This window comes from Aeromonas sp. s3 (genome assembly GCF_040907805.1).
Lineage (GTDB): Bacteria > Pseudomonadota > Gammaproteobacteria > Enterobacterales > Aeromonadaceae > Aeromonas > Aeromonas dhakensis.
In genome coordinates, this window is record NZ_JBFOCQ010000016.1 from 41,257 (window position 1) to 57,844 (window position 16,588).

The window sequence follows — 16,588 nt, forward strand, 5'->3', positions numbered from 1 at the left end:
CCGCACAGTCCGCTTTGAAAGTGCTCACAAAATCACCGTCAGGCGATTGCCGGCCAGCCAAGCTGGTGTGAGGCTCTGGGTGCCCATCAGGGCACCCAATAAAAGGACTGACAATAATGAAACACACAGCGGGAATCTGGGCGATCACAGGTATGCTGATCGCTCCTTTGGCACACGCCGACGTCATACTGCACGCCTTCAACTGGAAATACAGTGAAGTCACCGCCAAGGCCGATCTCATCAAGGCTGCCGGCTACAAACAGGTGCTCATCTCGCCGCCCCTCAAGTCATCGGGCAACGAGTGGTGGGCACGCTACCAACCCCAGGATCTGCGCCTCATCGATACTCCCCTTGGCAACAAGCAGGATCTCGAGCAGCTGATCGCCGCCATGCAGGCGCGGGGCATCGCCGTCTACGCGGACGTGGTGCTCAACCACATGGCCAACGAAAGCTGGAAGCGCAGCGATCTCAACTACCCCGGCAGCGAACTGCTGCAAAGCTATGCCGCCAACCCCGGCTACTTCGAGCGGCAGAAGCTGTTTGGCGATCTGGGCCAGAACTTCCTGGCCGGCCAGGACTTCCATCCGGAAGGGTGCATCAGCGACTGGAACGATCCGGGTAACGTGCAGTTCTGGCGGCTGTGCGGCGGCGCCGGCGACAAGGGGCTGCCGGATCTCGACCCCAACAACTGGGTGGTAAGCCAGCAGCAGGCCTACCTCAAGGCGCTCAAGGGGATGGGGATCAAGGGCTTTCGGGTCGATGCGGTCAAGCACATGAGCGATTACCAGATCAATGCCGTGTTCACCCCGGAGATAAAGCAGGGGATGCACGTGTTCGGCGAGGTGATCACCACCGGCGGCGCCGGCAGCAACGACTACGAGCGCTTCCTCAAGCCCTACCTCGACAGCAGCGGCCAGGGTGCCTATGACTTCCCGCTGTTCGCCTCCCTGCGCGGGGCGCTCGGCTATGGTGGCAGCATGAACCTGCTGGCGGATCCCGGTGCCTACGGCCAGGCCCTGCCGGGCAGCCGGGCGGTCACCTTCGCCATCACCCACGACATTCCCACCAACGATGGCTTTCGCTACCAGATCCTGAACCCGACCGACGAGAAGCTGGCCTACGCCTACCTGCTTGGTCGCGACGGCGGCTCGCCGCTGGTCTATTCGGATCACGGCGAGACCCAGGCCAAGGACGGGCTGCGCTGGCAGGACTATTACCTGCGCAGTGACATCAAGGGGATGATCCGCTTCCACAACGCGGTGCAGGGCCAACCCATGCAGCTGGTCGGCAGCGGCGACTGCTTCGTGCTGTTCAAGCGCGGCAAGCAGGGGCTGGTCGGTATCAACAAGTGCGACTACGAGCAGGAGTACTGGCTCGATACCGCCAAGTTCGAGATGAACTGGTATCGCAACTACCGGGACGTGCTCGACCAGAGCGCCGTGGTCAACGTGCAGAGCCAGTGGGTGCGGGTCGCCATTCCCGCCCGCAGCGCCCGCCTCTGGCTGCAGGAGTAAACCGGCAACTACCGTGCGAGGCCGCCACTGGGCGGCCTTTTTATTTGGTCTGCCGCCGCTATTTTCTCGGCCGGGTGCACGGGTCGGTCAGGGCGGGCTTGTTCTGCCCGCGCCGTGATGCTTTACTCAACAAGGCTAACGAGGCTGAAGGAGCAAGCCGTTGAAAGCATGGATGTTGATGGGATTGATCCCGCTGTTCTCCCCGCCCGGCTGGAGTCAGACACCCGCCCCGGCCGAGGTGGTGATCCTCACCACCGAGCCGCCGGCACCGCCCCCCGCGACGCCCCCCGTCACCATGCCCACCCCGGGGGTGCTGCCGCCCCCCGAGCCGGCCAGCCCACCGCTGCCGCCCGGTACCCGCCAGATCCAGGTCTACAAGTCGGTGCAGAAAAACGGCGTGGTGCGCTACTCGGACGTGATGCCGGATCAGGGCCGCTACGAGCTGCTGCTGTTCAACGACTGCTACGCCTGCGACCCCGACTCCAAGGTCAACTGGCACACCACCGGCCTGTTTCTCTATGACTACGCCAGCACCATCCAGGCGGCGGCCAAGGCCTATCAGGTGGAGCCGGCCCTCATCCGGGCGCTGATCCACGCCGAATCCGCCTTCAACCCCCTCGCCGTGTCCCGCAAGGGGGCCATGGGACTGACCCAGCTGATGCCCGCCACGGCGCGGGAGCTGGGGGTGGGCAATGCCATGCTGGCGGAGCAGAATATCTTCGGCGGGGTGAAATATCTGGCGGGGCTGCTCAAGCAGTATGGTGGCAACGTAGCGCTGGCCACCGCGGCCTACAACGCCGGTGCCGGTGCGGTGCAAAAACATGGGGGCATACCCCCTTACGCAGAAACCCGCGCCTATGTAGAGCGGGTGCAGCTGTTGCGCCAGCGCTACAAGGACATGCTGAGTGCCAAGGGGTTGTAAGCCCTTGGCAAGTCACAAACAAGGTGGCACTCCCTCCCATATGGCATGGCCGAAACCCGCACCTATGCCTATGTGTGGAGCGGGTGCAACTGCTGCGCCAGCGCTACAAAGACATGCTGAGCGCCAAGGGGTTGTAGCCCCTCCCCTCTTGCCGACGACCAAGCAACTTTGCGGGCCCTTGCGGCCCGTTTTCGTACCCGCCAGAAACGAAAAAACACGCCCGGGGGCGTGTCGATACCACACTTTGTTGCCCTGACGGATCAGGCTTTGGTCGCGATCGCGCGATAGGCCAATGCACCCAGAATGGCACCGACGATGGGCGCAACCCAGAACAGCCATAGCTGGCTCAGTGCCCAGTCCCCCACGAAGAAGGCCACGCCCGTGCTACGCGCCGGGTTGACCGAGGTATTGGTCACCGGAATGCTGATGAGGTGAATGAGGGTCAGGCACAGGCCGATGGCGATGGGGGCAAAGCCGGCCGGGGCCCGGCTGTCGGTGGCGCCCATGATGACGAACAGGAAGAAAGCTGTCATCACCACTTCGCACACCAGCGCCGCCAGCATGCTGTAGCCACCCGGAGAGTGCTCGCCATAGCCGTTGGAGGCAAAGCCCGCCGCCAGATCGAAACCGGCCTGACCGCTGGCAATCACATAGAGCACAGCCGCGGCGGCAATCCCGCCCAGCACCTGAGCGACCATGTAGGGCAGCACGCCGGAGGCCGGAAAACGACCGCCGGCCCAGAGCCCGATGGTCACGGCCGGGTTCAGGTGACAGCCCGAGATATGGCCGATGGCGTAAGCCATGGTCAGCACGGTCAGACCGAAGGCCAGCGCCACGCCGAGCAGGCCGATGCCGACGTTCGGAAAGGCGGCGGCCAGCACGGCGCTGCCGCAGCCCCCCAGCACCAGCCAGAAGGTGCCCATGAATTCAGCTGCAAAAGGTTTCACTTCTCGATTCTCCCAATGATGGATGAAGCGGGAGCCCAGGGCTCACCGGGCCGCACCACGCGGCCGGCGCATATTATGAGAGTCAGGATCGGGCATGCGAAGGGAGGGGAGCACGGCCATAAAATGTGACATACATCACAAGCCGTTGATTAACTGAGAGGATTGTCGTTAGCGACCGGTCAGACAGCCCTTCTCGGTGGAGAGGAGGTGCGACAGAAAGTGACCCTTTTGAGGCTTCTACCGACAGTCGCCGCTGCCAGAAGAGGCAACCCGCCGGTGCATGGCCGGTTGCCCGACAGTGCCGCTATCACGGCGGTATGCGCGGCTCAGCGGTAGCGACCGCGCACCGCTCCCGTGCTGCGTCCGGCCATCTTGATCAGGATCTGGCGGGTATGGAAGTGGCAGAGCGCCACCCCAAGGGCATCCGCCGCATCCGCCTGCGGGGTGGCCGAGAGCTTGAGCAGGTGAGTCACCATGTGCTGCACCTGCTCCTTGGCGGCGCCGCCGGTGCCCACCACCGCCTGCTTGATCTGGGTGGCCGAGTATTCGCTCACCGGCAACAGGGCATTGACCGCCGCCACGATGGCGCTGCCGCGAGCCTGACCCAGCTTCAAAGCGGAATCGGCATTACGGGCCATAAAGACCCGCTCGATGGCGAACTCGTCCGGCTTGAACTGGGCGATGATCTCGCTCACTCCGTCATAGACCTGCTTGAGGCGCGATGGTAGTTCTCCCAGGTCGGTGCGGATGCAGCCCGAGCCCAGGTACTCCGCCTTGCCCGCCACGATGCGAATGACCCCGTAACCGGTGATGCGTGAACCCGGATCTATCCCCAAAATAATGCTCATAGACTCGCTGCTGCTCTGAAGGCCGTTTCTGCTCGCCAAGATAGCAAACAAGCCAGCGCTTGGCTCGCCCGGCAGGTGCCCTTCCCTGCCGACTGCGCAGGGATGCGCCATCTCATACAGTGGTCCGGCAATTTTTTCGCCCGCCCCTCCTGTCCATGGCCCGAGCAAACCGGCGCGGCGCTCACCCTCACTCCCCCGCCAGGGCCACCAGTTGCTCTGCCAGCCGGTGGCTGTGCAGGTAGCTCTCTATCAGCGCCCCGTCGGCCCGCCCCGCCTCAATCTGCTGATACCAGTGGGCCAGCATGGCGGCAAAGCCCCGGCTCGCCAGCACCGACTGCCAGTCGTCGGGGGCCAGGGTCTGCACGGTTTTATCGCGGGCCAGGGTGCCCCGGGTGCAGTTCTCGATATGCAGGGAGAGGTTGTCACCATAGGCGTCGATACGCTCCTCGGTAATGCCAGCGCTGCGATTCATGCTGCCGCTCACCGCCACCTGCCCGCTCTGCCAGGCCACGCTCACCCCGGCCAGCAACTCGGGTTGGCGGGTACAGCGCCGCAGCACCGCATGCAGATCCCCATCAGGCGTGCCGCCGTAGTAGCAGAGGCTGTCGAGCACATGGATAAAGTCGTCGAACAGAAATGCGCGCGGTGTCCCCGGCAGGGCGTGGCGGTGTTTTTGCCAGTTGAGCTCGGTGAGCAGCTGGCCTCGGGCTGCACTCATGGCGGGCAGATAGCGGCGATTGAAGCCGACAAACAGCGGGCGGTTCTGCGCCAGGGCCAGATTGGCCAGGCTCTCTACCCCGGCAAACGTGTCGCACAGCGGCTTGTCGACAAAGGTGGGGATGCCGGCACGCAGGCACTGGGCGGCCAGCTCAAGGTGCACCGCGGTGGCGGCGTGAATCATCACCGCATCCGGGCGGCTTGCCAGCAAGTCGCCCAGCTCGGTGAAGCACTCTGCAATTCGGTACTGGCGGGCCAGCTTATCCAATACCGCCGAATTGCGGGTACAGAGCAGCGGGGTGACTCGCTCGTCGCTGGCCAGCAGCGGCAGATAGGCTTTCTGGGCGATATCACCAAGACCTACGAGGGCAATGCGCATGACAACTCCTTGTTTTATCAGGCACGCGTGGGCAGAGTCAGCGCTGGCGAGCGCCTGCGCCAACCGGTCAATGCAAACTGGCGGACAGAGTAGCACTCCCCTCCTCTCCCCTCCATCGGCGGCGCCAAAAGCAACAGGGGCGACCCGCCGGTCGCCCCTGTTTCTGCATCTGTTGCTTGCATTACACGCCGATTCGGCCTGCGAGGATCAGCCCCGTGACAGCCCTTTGAGGGACTGGCAGTCGTAGTAGGTGACCCGCGGCTTGTCGTTGTAGTTAAGGTCGATCACCCCGAACAGCATTTTACGAGCGGGAATATAAACGTGGACATAGTTGGCCTGCTTCTCGTCGGCCACCTTGACGCTCTCCTGGTTGTTGTTCAGATAGGAGTTGAGCAGTCCTGCGCTGCTATAGCGCTCCAGCAGGTTCATCGGGAGCTCTTCGTTGTGCTTGAGGGTGCACAAGTTCTCCGGCTTGGGCGGGAATTGGCCCACCACCACTTTGCGCCCTTGCGGGCTGGTCTTGTCAACAGAGGTCATGCTGCCGGCACAGGCCGTCAGCGCCAGCGCGGGCAACAACAGAAACAGTTTTTTCATGGGGTCTGAACTCACAGATGGCGGGCCATCTCGGCCCGGTTTTGCCGCGGTGTTGACCGCGACGCTCGCCGCCGCCATCACCGCTGTCGCTTTTTTGATATCTCTCGCCGAGCAGGCTCGTGTCGCGAGTGGCGCGCATCTTCACACCCGGCCCTTCGTTATTCAATCACTATTCAATCAACAGGGCGGGAAGAGTGTAACCAGATATTTCAGGGCATCTGGCCGCCCTTTTGCCACCTCTCTCTGCCCTGCAAACCTGGCGGCGGCACTGGCTTCGGGCGAGTGTCTCTGGCTCCCCCAGCCTTCAGCGACGCCCGGGATGACGGCCTTATGGTCAGCCCTATGTAACTGATTGATCACCTTATGTTTCACCAGCCAGAGCGAGAGCAGAACATAGGCTGGCTGGCCCATGGGGCCCGGCTGACCGCTTTCTTGCAGCAACCAGCCTGCTATCGATACCGCCGCAGAACAGGTTTCATATCGGTCTCTTCTTGGCTACCATGCCCACCTTTCAAGGAGCAAATGAGGGCAAGGAACCGATGAACAACGAGACGCTGCAATCCCTTTTTCATTACAAGCGCTGGGCCGATGACGAACTGCTGGCGACCCTCGCTACCCTGGATGCCGCGCAATATGGCGAGGCTCACCACACGGCCCTGCGCATCTTCAACCATATCCATGTGGTCGATACCATCTTCAAAGCCAACCTGCTGGGGGAACGGCACGGCTTTACCGCCACCAATACCCCCGAGACGCCGACCCTGGCGATGCTGCGCAGCGCCATCAGCAAGCTGGATGCCTGGTATCTGGATTACGTTGCCGACCTGAGCGAGGCAGATGGCGAGGCCGTGCTCTCGTTCAACTTCGTGGATGGCGACCAGGGGCAGATGAGCCGCGCCGAGATGCTGCTGCACCTGGTAACCCACGGCGGCTATCACAGGGGGGCGATTGGGCGGATCCTGGTGCAGTGCGGCATCACGCCGCCACGCGATACCCTGACCACCTTCTTGCATCGCAGCGAACCTGAACGGCGGGGCGATGCAGCCCTAGCGGATAACGAGGCTCGTCCATGAAACCCGCCTGTCTGCGGCTCACACCGCTGCTGCTGATTTGGCTGCTAAGCGGCTGCGCCGCCGCCCTCGATCACTACTCGGGGCGCTTTCGCAATACCCTGACAGCGGGGGAGACCCGCACGACCATTCGCGCAGAACTGGGCGAGCCCCAGCTCTGCCAGCAGGCCACCTTTCTGACCGAGGATAAGGTGCAGGGCTGCGATCGCTTTACCGTGCTCGGCAAGATCCACAAGCGCGGTGACGGCAATGGCCAGGCCACGGCGAGCGCCGTGACAATGGGGCTGGGGGAGCTGATCCTGGTGCCCATGACGGTGGCCAGCGTGGCGGCGGACTACACCGAGCAGCACACCATTACCGTCTATTACGATCGGGACGATCACTATCTCTTTCACACCCTGCTCAATGGCAAGGGGCAGGAGGTGTGGCAGTAAGTGCACCGGCCAGTGGAACTTCCCTGGCCGGCGCATCCTCCCGACGAGGGAGACCTTACTGACAGCGCAGCGCCGGTTTGTCTTCCAGCAGCCAGGCTATCCAGCGCCGCCGCGAGTTCAGCACAAACCCTTCGTCTGCCGCGATCCCGCTGACGATATAGCCGTCGGCCGCCGGGTCTGCGGCCTCGCGGGAGAAGATGAAGTCGCGGCTGTTCACCCGCTCACCTTTGCTGAGCGCCGCATCGAGCCGCGGCGTCATGACGATGATGGCAAGCCCCGCAGCAGAGTCGATGCCAAGGCCGCTGCTCGCCACCTTGCCGACCGCCACCGGCACCCGGATGGCGCAGTGGCGCCCCTCGGCATCCGTGGTGGTATAGGTTCCCTCCCCCACCCGCCCCTGCAGCCACAGCAGCTCGCCACGGGTCAGGCTGTCGACCTGCAGCAGGCCCAGCGCCCCCTTGGGAAAATCGTGGGGATTGTTGACGGCAGCCACCGTCAGCGAGCAGCACAGCATAAACAACCAGAGTGCGTGTCTCATGCCGATGCCTCCTTGCCAACATGGGTTGCCCCGCTTTGCTGCGCCAACAAATAAATGAGCAGCAAGGGCCCCACGGCCGGCACCAGAAAGACCCAGCCCCACCAACCGGAGCGGCCGGTGTCATGCAAGCGACGCACGATAAGCGCAATCAGGGGCACACTGCTCACCAGGCCGTAGCTCAGATCCAGCCAGCCCAGGCTGGCAAGCAGCACGTCCAGCCAGATGCAGATCAGGGTGACCAGCAGATGGCCCAACATGAACCACCAACATTCGGCCCGGGTGGCGCGACCCGAAAAATCCAGGGCGCGTTGCCACGCCAGCCAATAGAAAGAGAACATGGATACCTGCCTTTTATGGTGATTGAGAGCCCTTATCATGGGGAGCAAAGCGCCCCCGGGCGTCCTCAAACCGGTTTCAGGTCGTCCTCGAACCGCGCCTGCGCCATCATGGGCTTCATTCGCCTGACCCAAGCCGTTATGCTGGCATGCCGCCGCCGGTCAACGGCCACTCTTTGCACACGGGATACATGATGCTGGCCATACCCATACCCTTTATCGTCTCCTTGCTGCTGGCACTGCTGGCCGCCGTGCTGCTGGCGCGCCTCGGGCGATCTGCCAGAACGACCGCCCTCTTTTTGCTGCTGTGCGCCATCACCACCGGTGTGGTAGGGCTGCGCTGGACCTTCGATCTGGCGCTGCTCACTCTCGCGCAGCCGATCCTTGCCTCGCTTATTCCGGTGGCCGCCTGGCATATCTTCAGCCGGGCCAAGGCGCCAGGGGCCCGCATCTCCTGGCTGCACGGCGTCGGCCCCGCACTGGTTGCCTTCGGCATGCTGACCCACAACTGGTTGCCACTGCCGCTGGATGGCCTGCTAACGGCTATCTATCTCTGCTACGGCATCGCGTTGGTGCGCTTTTCCGATAAGACACAGTTGCTGCTCTATGTCTCGTTCAATGAGTGGGAGGGGGTCAGGCGGGCGGAACATATCGCAGGCTGGATGCTGCTGTTTTCGGCGGCCATCGACGCCGCCGTCTCCCTCGACTTCGCCTTCAATCAAGGCCAGCTGGCGCCCTATATCCTGTCGCTGGGTCACCTGATGCTGGTGCCCATGCTGGCGGCGGCCGTGGTGATGGTAGGGGTCAATACCCCTGACGTAGAAGAGGAGGAGATGCCAGCCTCCGAACCCGAGCCTGCAGAAAAAGCGCCGCTGCTGAGCGAAGAGCGCGCCCGGGAGATCGTGGCTCTGCTCGATAACCTGATGAAGGAGAAAGCCTGCTATCTGGATCCTGAGCTGACCCTGGCCCGTCTCTCACGCAAACTGGGCATTCCCGCCAAGCAGATCTCCAGTGCCGTCAATCTGGTGCGCCAGCAGAGCATCCCCAGGGTCATCAACGAATATCGGATTGCCCATGCCAGGCAGGCTCTGCTGAACACGGATGAGAGCATTACCCAGATCTTGATGAACGCCGGTTTTCAGACCAAATCCAATTTCAATCGCGAATTTCAGCGCATCACCGGCCTGACTCCCAGCCAGTTCAGGGCAAGGCGCGACCTGTCGGCCGCCTCCTGAGTCAGTCGCCGGCTCTCGTTTGCTCCCGGCGATCCAGCCACTTGCCCACTCTGGCCCCCCAGCTCGGCGCAGACCAGCGCCGTCACGGCGGCCCAGAGCAGCTGGTTGCCATCAAAGCCCGCCTGCTTTTCAAACAGGAAGGGCACCAGCAGGTTGAAGCCGATAATCCCGAGCAGCAGCCCAAGGCCGCCGCCCACCTTCTCCCTGCGGGATCGCGTTTTTATTGCCATCTGATTGCTCCTGCCAAACACGTCATGAACGGGCTCCAAGCCCATCTATCGGGCAGGCCAAGATAACAGAAGCGCTCCCTGATGGGCATGCTCGCCACGTCTGTCCCCTTGCTTACTGCTTTATCAGAAGTCATCAGCCTGTCATCTGGCTGACATCCCGCGGTCATTTTCAAGCCATAGAGTTTTTCACTTATTTTTCATATGGATAGATAAGGAACATCATGACTTTTCCGCGCTCTTCTTATGTGGCGTTGGCCGTCTCGCTGGTCTTGCTTGGCGGCTGCCAGTCAGAGAACGAATCGTCTGCCGACAGCCAGGGCAAAACCGCCTATCAATACAGCACCAAAGCGGTCTACAGCCCGCAGCAGCAGGCGGAGAGCTACGAGCCAGCGCCCCAGGGGTTCAGCCCGGTCTTTACCGAGATGGTGGCGCGCCATGGCTCGCGCTCCCTCTCCAGCCCGAAATATGACGTGCTGACCAAGCTGGTATGGGAAGAGGCGCAGCGTCAGGGGGCGCTCACCACTCTCGGGCAGGGGCTGGGAGGCAAGGTCGACCTGGTGACGGCCGCCAACCAGAAGCTGGGCTATGGCCTGCTCTCGGCGCTGGGCAAAGAGGAGCACGCCAATCTCGCCACCCGGCTGGCGGCGCGGCTGCCGACCCTGCTCAACAGCAGCGAGCCCCACTGCATCAAGGTGGTCACCTCGGGCAAGGACAGGGCCAACGAAAGCGCCTTCTACTTTATGGAGAGCCTCAAGCGCGACGTGAACTATGTCAGCGACTCGGCGCAGTGCTACCTCACGCAGGATGACCCCTCGAAGATCGACAAAAAGCTGGTCAACAAGTTCGAGCTTTACTTCCACAAGACCACGCCCGAGGGGGATTACGCCCGCTACCTGCCCGCCTATGAGAGCTACCAGCGCTTTATCGGCGACGAAGATGCCGCAATCGCCCCGGCCCCCGAGCTGGCCAGGGCGCTGGATCAGCTTAAAAACCTGAGCAAGACCAAAGAGATGGCTCGCAGCATGCTGGAGCGTATCTACAGCAAGGGCTTTGTCGACTATCTGGCGGGCGGCGTCGAGTTTGTCGCCGTCAACCCGGAAGATGGCGGCATGACCTATGTGCGCGACGAAGTGGATGCGGCCCTGATGCTCTACAACCTCTTTATCATCGGCCCCGGCATGATCCGCGAAGCGCAGGCACAGGGCAGCGAACCCTGGGCGCTGGAACAGTTCCTGACCCCACAGGAGTCTGCCTGGTTCTCCTACCTCTCCGATGCGGAAGATTTCTACGAGAAGGGGCCGAGCTTTGCCAACCAGAGCGCCCCCTACACCATTGCCCAGCCGCTGCTCGACGGCCTGTTTGGCGAGGTGCAGCGTCAGGTGGTGGAGGGTGAGCAGAGCCGACGGGCCACCCTGCGCTTTGCCCACGCCGAAGCCATTATCCCCCTCGCCGCCCTGATGAAGCTGGAGGGGAGCCGTCAGGGGGCCAGCGCGGATCAACTGTTCAGCCAGCAGAACAACGAGTGGCGCGGCGGCTGGGTCTCCCCCTATACCGCCAATATTCAGTGGGATATCTACCAGAACGGGCAACGGCAGGTGCTGGTCAAGATGCTCTACAACGAAAAGGAGATCGCCTTTAAAACCGGCTGCCAGCCCTACCAGAGCGGCAGCCACTACTACGACTTCGAGGAGCTCAAACGCTGCTACGGCTATAACGGCTAACCCCTCGCACGCCGGATATGGCAATCACCAGGGGCGACCAGCAGGTCGCCCCGATCCACTCCCCTTCCCTGCTTGCCAAAGCGGGATATGGCAATAAAGCCGCCTTCCAGTTCCATTTGCTGATCAAACGCAAAAAACGATTAATTTCTGATAGTTGAATCAATTTAAGGCTCGCCTCGGCAGTTTCGTTTGGCTTACCATAGCCATCCAGAACCTGTTGAGTTGCGATAGGTTACTGCCAGCGCGGGTCAAGGGAGCATATTGGAAGCTGTAATCCACGGGCGGTAGCGTGGAATTCTTGCATTACGCCTTGCACAAAGAGATGGGGCGTCTTTGATACCACAGATATCACTCCCCGAGGTTTTCATTACCCGACCCTAAACAGTGATTTATAAGTTTTTAGCGTTTATTAATTTCTAAATTAATTTTAGAATTATAAGCAATTAACATGAAATACATCCCATGATATGGATATGTCAATGACAGCTAAAACCAAGCATTATAAAGTTGATAAGTCTCTATCTGACACGGAACTTAAAATTATCTCTGAAGTTATCAAAAAGCATATTTTTGTTCCTGTCAACCAAAAAAAAGTCACTGTTTTTTTGTGCGGCGCTGATATAAAAAACAAAGCCACTGCAAGATCAAAAATGGCATTGATATTCTCTAAGTATCCGAGATATGAACTACTATATCCAGAAGATATATTTGATGATTTACTCGCTGGACAAGGAAAATTCAGCCTTTTAGAACTTGAGAATATTCTCGCTGACAGCGTTGACAGTATAGTTATTTTCCCTGAAAGCCCTGGTTCATTCGCAGAAATTGGAGCATTTTCGAACAATAAGAATCTTGCTAATAAAATCATTGTATTATCTAACAAAAAATATAAATCAGATAAAAGCTTTATAAATTATGGTCCTTATAGGCTGATAAAAAACTCTGAAACAGGCAAAGTCCTACATATTAACTACGATCATTTATCAGATCCCATAGAGGCAAACAAAATATATAGAAAAGTTAATGATCACATTACCGTAATAAAAAGAAACAGGCATGTAAAAAAAGATGTCGCCAACATTTTAGAAGCAGAAAACTTTATCCTTCCGTGTATTTATTTAATTGATAGCGTTAACTCTTTGATGTTATACAAATTAATGGAGTTTGCTACTAATCATGATAAGACGCTATGTGAAATTGCGACGAGATCGGCTTTAGCCCGTCTATCATTTAATCGTTTTATATCAAAAACTGACTACGGTTATATAGTCACCACTCTAGGTGCTCAGCATGTTAGGCAGACATTCGATAGAATATATCTAGATAAAGTTAGGATAGAGCTTCTAAATGCAGAAAATCGTAGGAAAGCCAAAGTTAGTCGTGATAGGATGTTCACCGGCGGGCACCCTTAGCGAGTGAACCTTGGTTCATTGGATAGCGTTTCGCTGTCCTGCACACAATCTGAGCTATTGCTGCATTTAACTGTGCAGAGCCAGAAACATCCGTTTCTTGATCTGCACAGTTAAACTTGATACTTAAGACGTAAGGGTGTTTCGCCAACATGATGACAACCCAGAGCATATATAGACTAAGAAATCTTGGTCTGCCGGCAATGAAATCTTTAGAGGATTTCGCTTCTTTCTCACGTTTATCCCCTAGCAAAATCCGTCACCTATCAAGATCTTCAGAGTTTTTATATAAGACTTATAAAGTGCCAAAGACAAATGGTTCTTACCGTCTAATTGCACAGCCATCTCGAGATCTGAAAGCTGTTCAAGCTTGGATATTGCGAAATATACTAGATGAATTGAGCTGCTCCTCATACTCAAAAGGATTTGAGTCTGGAATGTCGATATTAGATAATGCGAAGCCACATATTGGTTCTCAATATGTTCTTTCTGTTGATTTGCAAGATTTTTTCCCAAGCGTTTCAGCAAATAAGGTTTATGGAGTATTTTCTTCTGTTGGATATAACAAAGAAATGTGTGTACTCCTAACTAATTTATGTGTTTTCAAAGGTGGATTACCTCAAGGTGCCCCGACATCACCTAAATTAGCCAATTTAGTTTGCTCAAAATTAGACTCTAGAATACAAGGCTATGCTGGGCCGAAAGGCATAACCTATACAAGATATGCAGATGATATTACATTATCATCAAATAGCGCATTAAAAATTCAAAAAGCCAAATCCTTTTTAGGAACAATAATATCTGATGAAGGTTTCAAGATTAACAAGCCTAAGACAACATTGTCTGGAGTGAAAAAACAGAAAAAAATCACTGGTCTTGTTTTGTCAGATAATAATGTTGGAATTGGAAGTTTAAAATATAGGGAAATAAGAGCAGAAATTCATTATTTATTTACAGGTAAGAGTGATAATTACCGAAGAGTAAACGGTTTACTATCATTCGTGTACTCCGTTGATAAAAAAATGTATACAAGATTACATGCTTATATTTCATCTCTTAAAAAGAAATTTCCACAATCTCCTGCGGCAAGTTCCTTGAATAAGGAAATTGTTATATCACGTTAACTGATAATGCTGATACCGCATTTCATCACTCTAAAAAAATAAAAAGGCGACCATACGGTCGCCTTTTTATTTTCTATCGCTTTCCAATCAGCAAACTCACCGTGCCGGTCGCTTGGCACCATTTCCTTTGGCCGCAGGCTTGCTGCCCTGAGCGGTGGGCTTGGCAGAGCCTGCCCGGGTCGACGCCTTGCCCTTATGGGCGGGTTTGCCGGTCGGTTTGCCCTTACCAGCATTCTGGCCTGCGCCTTGTCCGGCGGGTTTGCCGTTCCCTTTACCCAACTTGAGCTCGGAGCCCACCGGTTTGCCATTGCCCGCCTTGCCGCCATTTCTGCTGGCTGCCGGGGCATTGGCTGCACCGGCCTCGCTGCGAGCGCCCTTGTTGCCCGCCCCGTTACTGCGCTGATGGGTGATGGCACTGTGGCGGGTCAACGCGGGCTTGAGGCCCTTGCTGCGGCTGCGTTCTGCCTTGGCTTCGCCACGGCCTTCCGGCGGCACCAGGCAGTCGGGACCGTTACCGATCAGGTGGCCCTTGCCCATCTCCAGCAGGGCTTCGCGGATCATCGGCCAGCCGGCCGGATCGTGGTAGCGCAGCAGCGCCTTGTGCAGGCGACGGCGACGCTCCCCTTTCACCACGAACACGTCCCCGCCCTGGCGGCTCACCTTGTTGAGCGGGTTTTTCTCGGTGTAATACATGGTGGTGGCGTTGGCCAGCGGCGACGGGTAGAAGTTCTGCACCTGATCGAGCTTGAAGCGGTTGGACTTGATCCAGAGCGCCATGTTCACCATGTCTTCATCCGTGGTGCCCGGGTGGGCGGAGATGAAGTAGGGGATCAGGTACTGCTGCTTGCCCGCCTCTTTGGAATACTTGTCGAACAGCTCCTTGAAGCTGTAGTAGCTGCCCATGCCCGGCTTCATCATCTTGGAGAGCGGGCCCTCCTCGGTGTGTTCCGGCGCGATCTTGAGGTAGCCGCCGACGTGGTACTTGGCCAACTCCTTGATGTAGCGCGGATCTTCCACCGCGATGTCGTAGCGCACGCCGGAGGCGATCAGGATCTTCTTGATGCCCTTGAGGTCGCGCGCCTTGCGATAGAGGTTGATGGTCGGGCTGTGGTCGGTGTCCATGTGCGGGCAGATGGTCGGCCAGACGCAGGAGGCGCGCCGACAAGTCTGCTCGGCCTTGGAGCTCTTGCAGCGCAATTTGTACATGTTGGCGGTGGGGCCGCCCAAATCCGAGATGACGCCGGTAAAGCCCGGCACCTTGTCGCGGATCTCTTCGATTTCTTTCAAGATCGACTCTTCCGAGCGGCTCTGGATGATGCGCCCCTCGTGCTCGGTGATGGAGCAGAAGGAGCAGCCGCCGAAGCAGCCGCGCATGATGTTGACCGAGGTCTTGATCATGTCGTAGGCCGGGATCTTCTCGTTGCCATAGGCCGGATGCGGCACCCGCTGGTAAGGCAGGCCGAACACCCCGTCCATCTCGTCGGTTTCGAGCGGGAAGGCGGGCGGGTTGACCCAGATGATGCGATCGCCGTGGGCCTGGGAGAGCGCGCGGGCGCAGCCCGGGTTGGTCTCGTGGTGCAGGATGCGCGACGCATGGGCGTAGAGCACCTTGTCTTCCTTCACCCGCTCGAACGCCGGCAGCTTGACGTAGGTCAGCTCCCAGGGTTTTTGCTTGGGCGGCTGCACCAGAATGGGCTTGGCCTCCTGCGCCACCGGCGCGGTGCCTTCGTCGTCCGCGCAGGGGGCCCCTTCCATATAGGGGTTGGGAATGGGGTCGATGCGGCCAATCTGATCGAGCTTGCTCGAATCCACCCCGCGCCAGCCCGGCAGCGGCTCCTTGCGGATCACAGCGGTGCCGCGAATGTCCTGCATGGTGTCGATGGTCTCGCCGCCTGCGATGCGGTGCGCCACCTCGATCAGCGGCCGCTCTGCGTTGCCGTAGATGAGGATGTCGGCCTTGGCGTCGATGAGGATCGAGCGGCGGATGGTCTCGGACCAGTAGTCGTAGTGGGCGATGCGGCGCAGCGACGCCTCGATGCCACCGATGACCACCGGCACCTCTTTATAAGCCTCTTTGCAGCGCTGGGTATAGACCAGGGTGGCGCGGTCCGGCCGCTTGCCGCCCACATCCCCCGGGGTGTAGGCGTCGTCGTGGCGCAGCTTCTTGTCGGCGGTATAGCGGTTGATCATGGAGTCCATGTTGCCCGCGGTCACACCGTAGAAGAGGTTGGGCTTGCCCAGGCGCATAAAGTCATCTTTCGATGACCAGTCCGGCTGGGCGATGATGCCGACCCGAAAGCCTTGGGATTCGAGCATGCGGCCGATCACCGCCATGCCGAAGCTCGGGTGATCCACGTAGGCGTCGCCTGTCACCAGCACGATGTCGCAGCTGTCCCAGCCGAGCTTGTCCATCTCCGCACGGGACATGGGCAGGAAGGGCGCCGTGCCGTAGCACTCGGCCCAGTAACGGGGATAGGAGAAGAGGTTGGTAACCGGCTGCATTTTGACCACCTGGAACAATTCGGGTCGCGCATTATACCGGCAGAGCAAGGCGGGGGCGACGGCTTTTTG

Annotated in this window: 15 protein-coding genes and 1 pseudogene; 8 read left to right on the plus strand and 8 right to left on the minus strand. The window is 58.8% G+C overall.

Features of this window, described 5'->3' with window-relative positions; all coding sequences use genetic code 11:
* The first annotated feature begins 116 nt into the window (after positions 1-116).
* Together AB5Y98_RS08465 and AB5Y98_RS08470 are read left to right on the plus strand one after the other, a co-directional pair.
* On the plus strand, positions 117-1,514 hold the full coding sequence (locus tag AB5Y98_RS08465) for an alpha-amylase family protein (RefSeq protein ID WP_368231727.1): 1,398 nt from the start codon (positions 117-119) through the stop codon (positions 1,512-1,514).
* Positions 1,515-1,686: 172 nt separating this feature from the next.
* Positions 1,687-2,436, plus strand: coding sequence for a lytic transglycosylase domain-containing protein (locus tag AB5Y98_RS08470; RefSeq protein WP_368231754.1), 750 nt, complete (start codon positions 1,687-1,689; stop codon positions 2,434-2,436).
* 260 nt (positions 2,437-2,696) lie between these two features.
* Here the strand turns inward: AB5Y98_RS08470 and aqpZ are convergent, their stop codons facing one another.
* From aqpZ to AB5Y98_RS08490, 4 genes are all read right to left on the minus strand, one after another.
* Positions 2,697-3,383 (minus strand): aquaporin Z, encoded by a 687-nt coding sequence (gene aqpZ / locus AB5Y98_RS08475; RefSeq protein WP_025202032.1) that lies wholly within the window; start codon positions 3,381-3,383, stop codon positions 2,697-2,699.
* 326 nt (positions 3,384-3,709) lie between these two features.
* A complete protein-coding gene (gene ruvC / locus AB5Y98_RS08480; RefSeq protein WP_258119696.1) occupies positions 3,710-4,231 on the minus strand; it encodes a crossover junction endodeoxyribonuclease RuvC in 522 nt (173 codons plus the stop codon).
* 187 nt (positions 4,232-4,418) lie between these two features.
* Positions 4,419-5,327: a Gfo/Idh/MocA family protein gene (locus tag AB5Y98_RS08485; RefSeq protein ID WP_368231729.1), complete on the minus strand. Its 909-nt coding sequence runs from the start codon at positions 5,325-5,327 to the stop codon at positions 4,419-4,421.
* Between the two features lie 207 nt (positions 5,328-5,534).
* Complete coding sequence (locus AB5Y98_RS08490) at positions 5,535-5,921, minus strand: hypothetical protein (RefSeq protein ID WP_005298645.1); 387 nt, start codon at positions 5,919-5,921, stop codon at positions 5,535-5,537.
* A 539-nt stretch (positions 5,922-6,460) separates the two neighbouring features.
* On the opposite strand from AB5Y98_RS08490, the gene AB5Y98_RS08495 reads away from it, so the two are divergent.
* Both AB5Y98_RS08495 and AB5Y98_RS08500 read left to right on the plus strand, forming a co-directional pair.
* Complete coding sequence (locus tag AB5Y98_RS08495; protein WP_368231731.1) at positions 6,461-6,994, plus strand: DinB family protein; 534 nt, start codon at positions 6,461-6,463, stop codon at positions 6,992-6,994.
* Positions 6,991-7,425, plus strand: coding sequence for a hypothetical protein (locus AB5Y98_RS08500; protein ID WP_319909664.1), 435 nt, complete (start codon positions 6,991-6,993; stop codon positions 7,423-7,425). Before AB5Y98_RS08495 ends, AB5Y98_RS08500 begins: the two co-directional genes overlap by 4 nt.
* 55 nt (positions 7,426-7,480) lie before the next feature.
* Here the strand turns inward: AB5Y98_RS08500 and AB5Y98_RS08505 are convergent, their stop codons facing one another.
* Together AB5Y98_RS08505 and AB5Y98_RS08510 are read right to left on the minus strand one after the other, a co-directional pair.
* Positions 7,481-7,963: a hypothetical protein gene (locus AB5Y98_RS08505; RefSeq protein ID WP_368231733.1), complete on the minus strand. Its 483-nt coding sequence runs from the start codon at positions 7,961-7,963 to the stop codon at positions 7,481-7,483.
* Entirely contained in the window at positions 7,960-8,301 is a 342-nt protein-coding gene (locus AB5Y98_RS08510; RefSeq protein ID WP_201970535.1) for a DUF805 domain-containing protein, read from the minus strand. Before AB5Y98_RS08510 ends, AB5Y98_RS08505 begins: the two co-directional genes overlap by 4 nt.
* 191 nt (positions 8,302-8,492) lie before the next feature.
* Here AB5Y98_RS08510 and AB5Y98_RS08515 point away from each other — a divergent pair, with 191 nt between their 5' ends.
* Positions 8,493-9,533: a helix-turn-helix transcriptional regulator gene (locus AB5Y98_RS08515; RefSeq protein ID WP_368231734.1), complete on the plus strand. Its 1,041-nt coding sequence runs from the start codon at positions 8,493-8,495 to the stop codon at positions 9,531-9,533.
* Position 9,534: 1 nt separating this feature from the next.
* On the opposite strand, the pseudogene AB5Y98_RS08520 reads toward AB5Y98_RS08515, so the two are convergent.
* Positions 9,535-9,763: pseudogene (locus AB5Y98_RS08520) on the minus strand (hypothetical protein).
* A gap of 221 nt (positions 9,764-9,984) precedes the next feature.
* Here AB5Y98_RS08520 and AB5Y98_RS08525 point away from each other — a divergent pair.
* From AB5Y98_RS08525 to AB5Y98_RS08535, 3 genes are all read left to right on the plus strand, one after another.
* Positions 9,985-11,484 carry a histidine-type phosphatase gene (locus tag AB5Y98_RS08525; protein WP_211051537.1) on the plus strand — a complete coding sequence of 500 codons (1,500 nt, stop codon included), beginning with the start codon at positions 9,985-9,987 and terminating at the stop codon, positions 11,482-11,484.
* A gap of 479 nt (positions 11,485-11,963) precedes the next feature.
* Positions 11,964-12,896, plus strand: coding sequence for a retron St85 family effector protein (locus AB5Y98_RS08530; protein ID WP_368231735.1), 933 nt, complete (start codon positions 11,964-11,966; stop codon positions 12,894-12,896).
* Positions 12,897-13,045: 149 nt separating this feature from the next.
* A complete protein-coding gene (locus tag AB5Y98_RS08535; RefSeq protein ID WP_368231737.1) occupies positions 13,046-14,017 on the plus strand; it encodes a retron St85 family RNA-directed DNA polymerase in 972 nt (323 codons plus the stop codon).
* Positions 14,018-14,113: 96 nt separating this feature from the next.
* Here AB5Y98_RS08535 and AB5Y98_RS08540 read toward each other — a convergent pair whose 3' ends face one another.
* Complete coding sequence (locus AB5Y98_RS08540; RefSeq protein WP_368231739.1) at positions 14,114-16,519, minus strand: YgiQ family radical SAM protein; 2,406 nt, start codon at positions 16,517-16,519, stop codon at positions 14,114-14,116.
* Positions 16,520-16,588 lie beyond the last annotated feature (69 nt).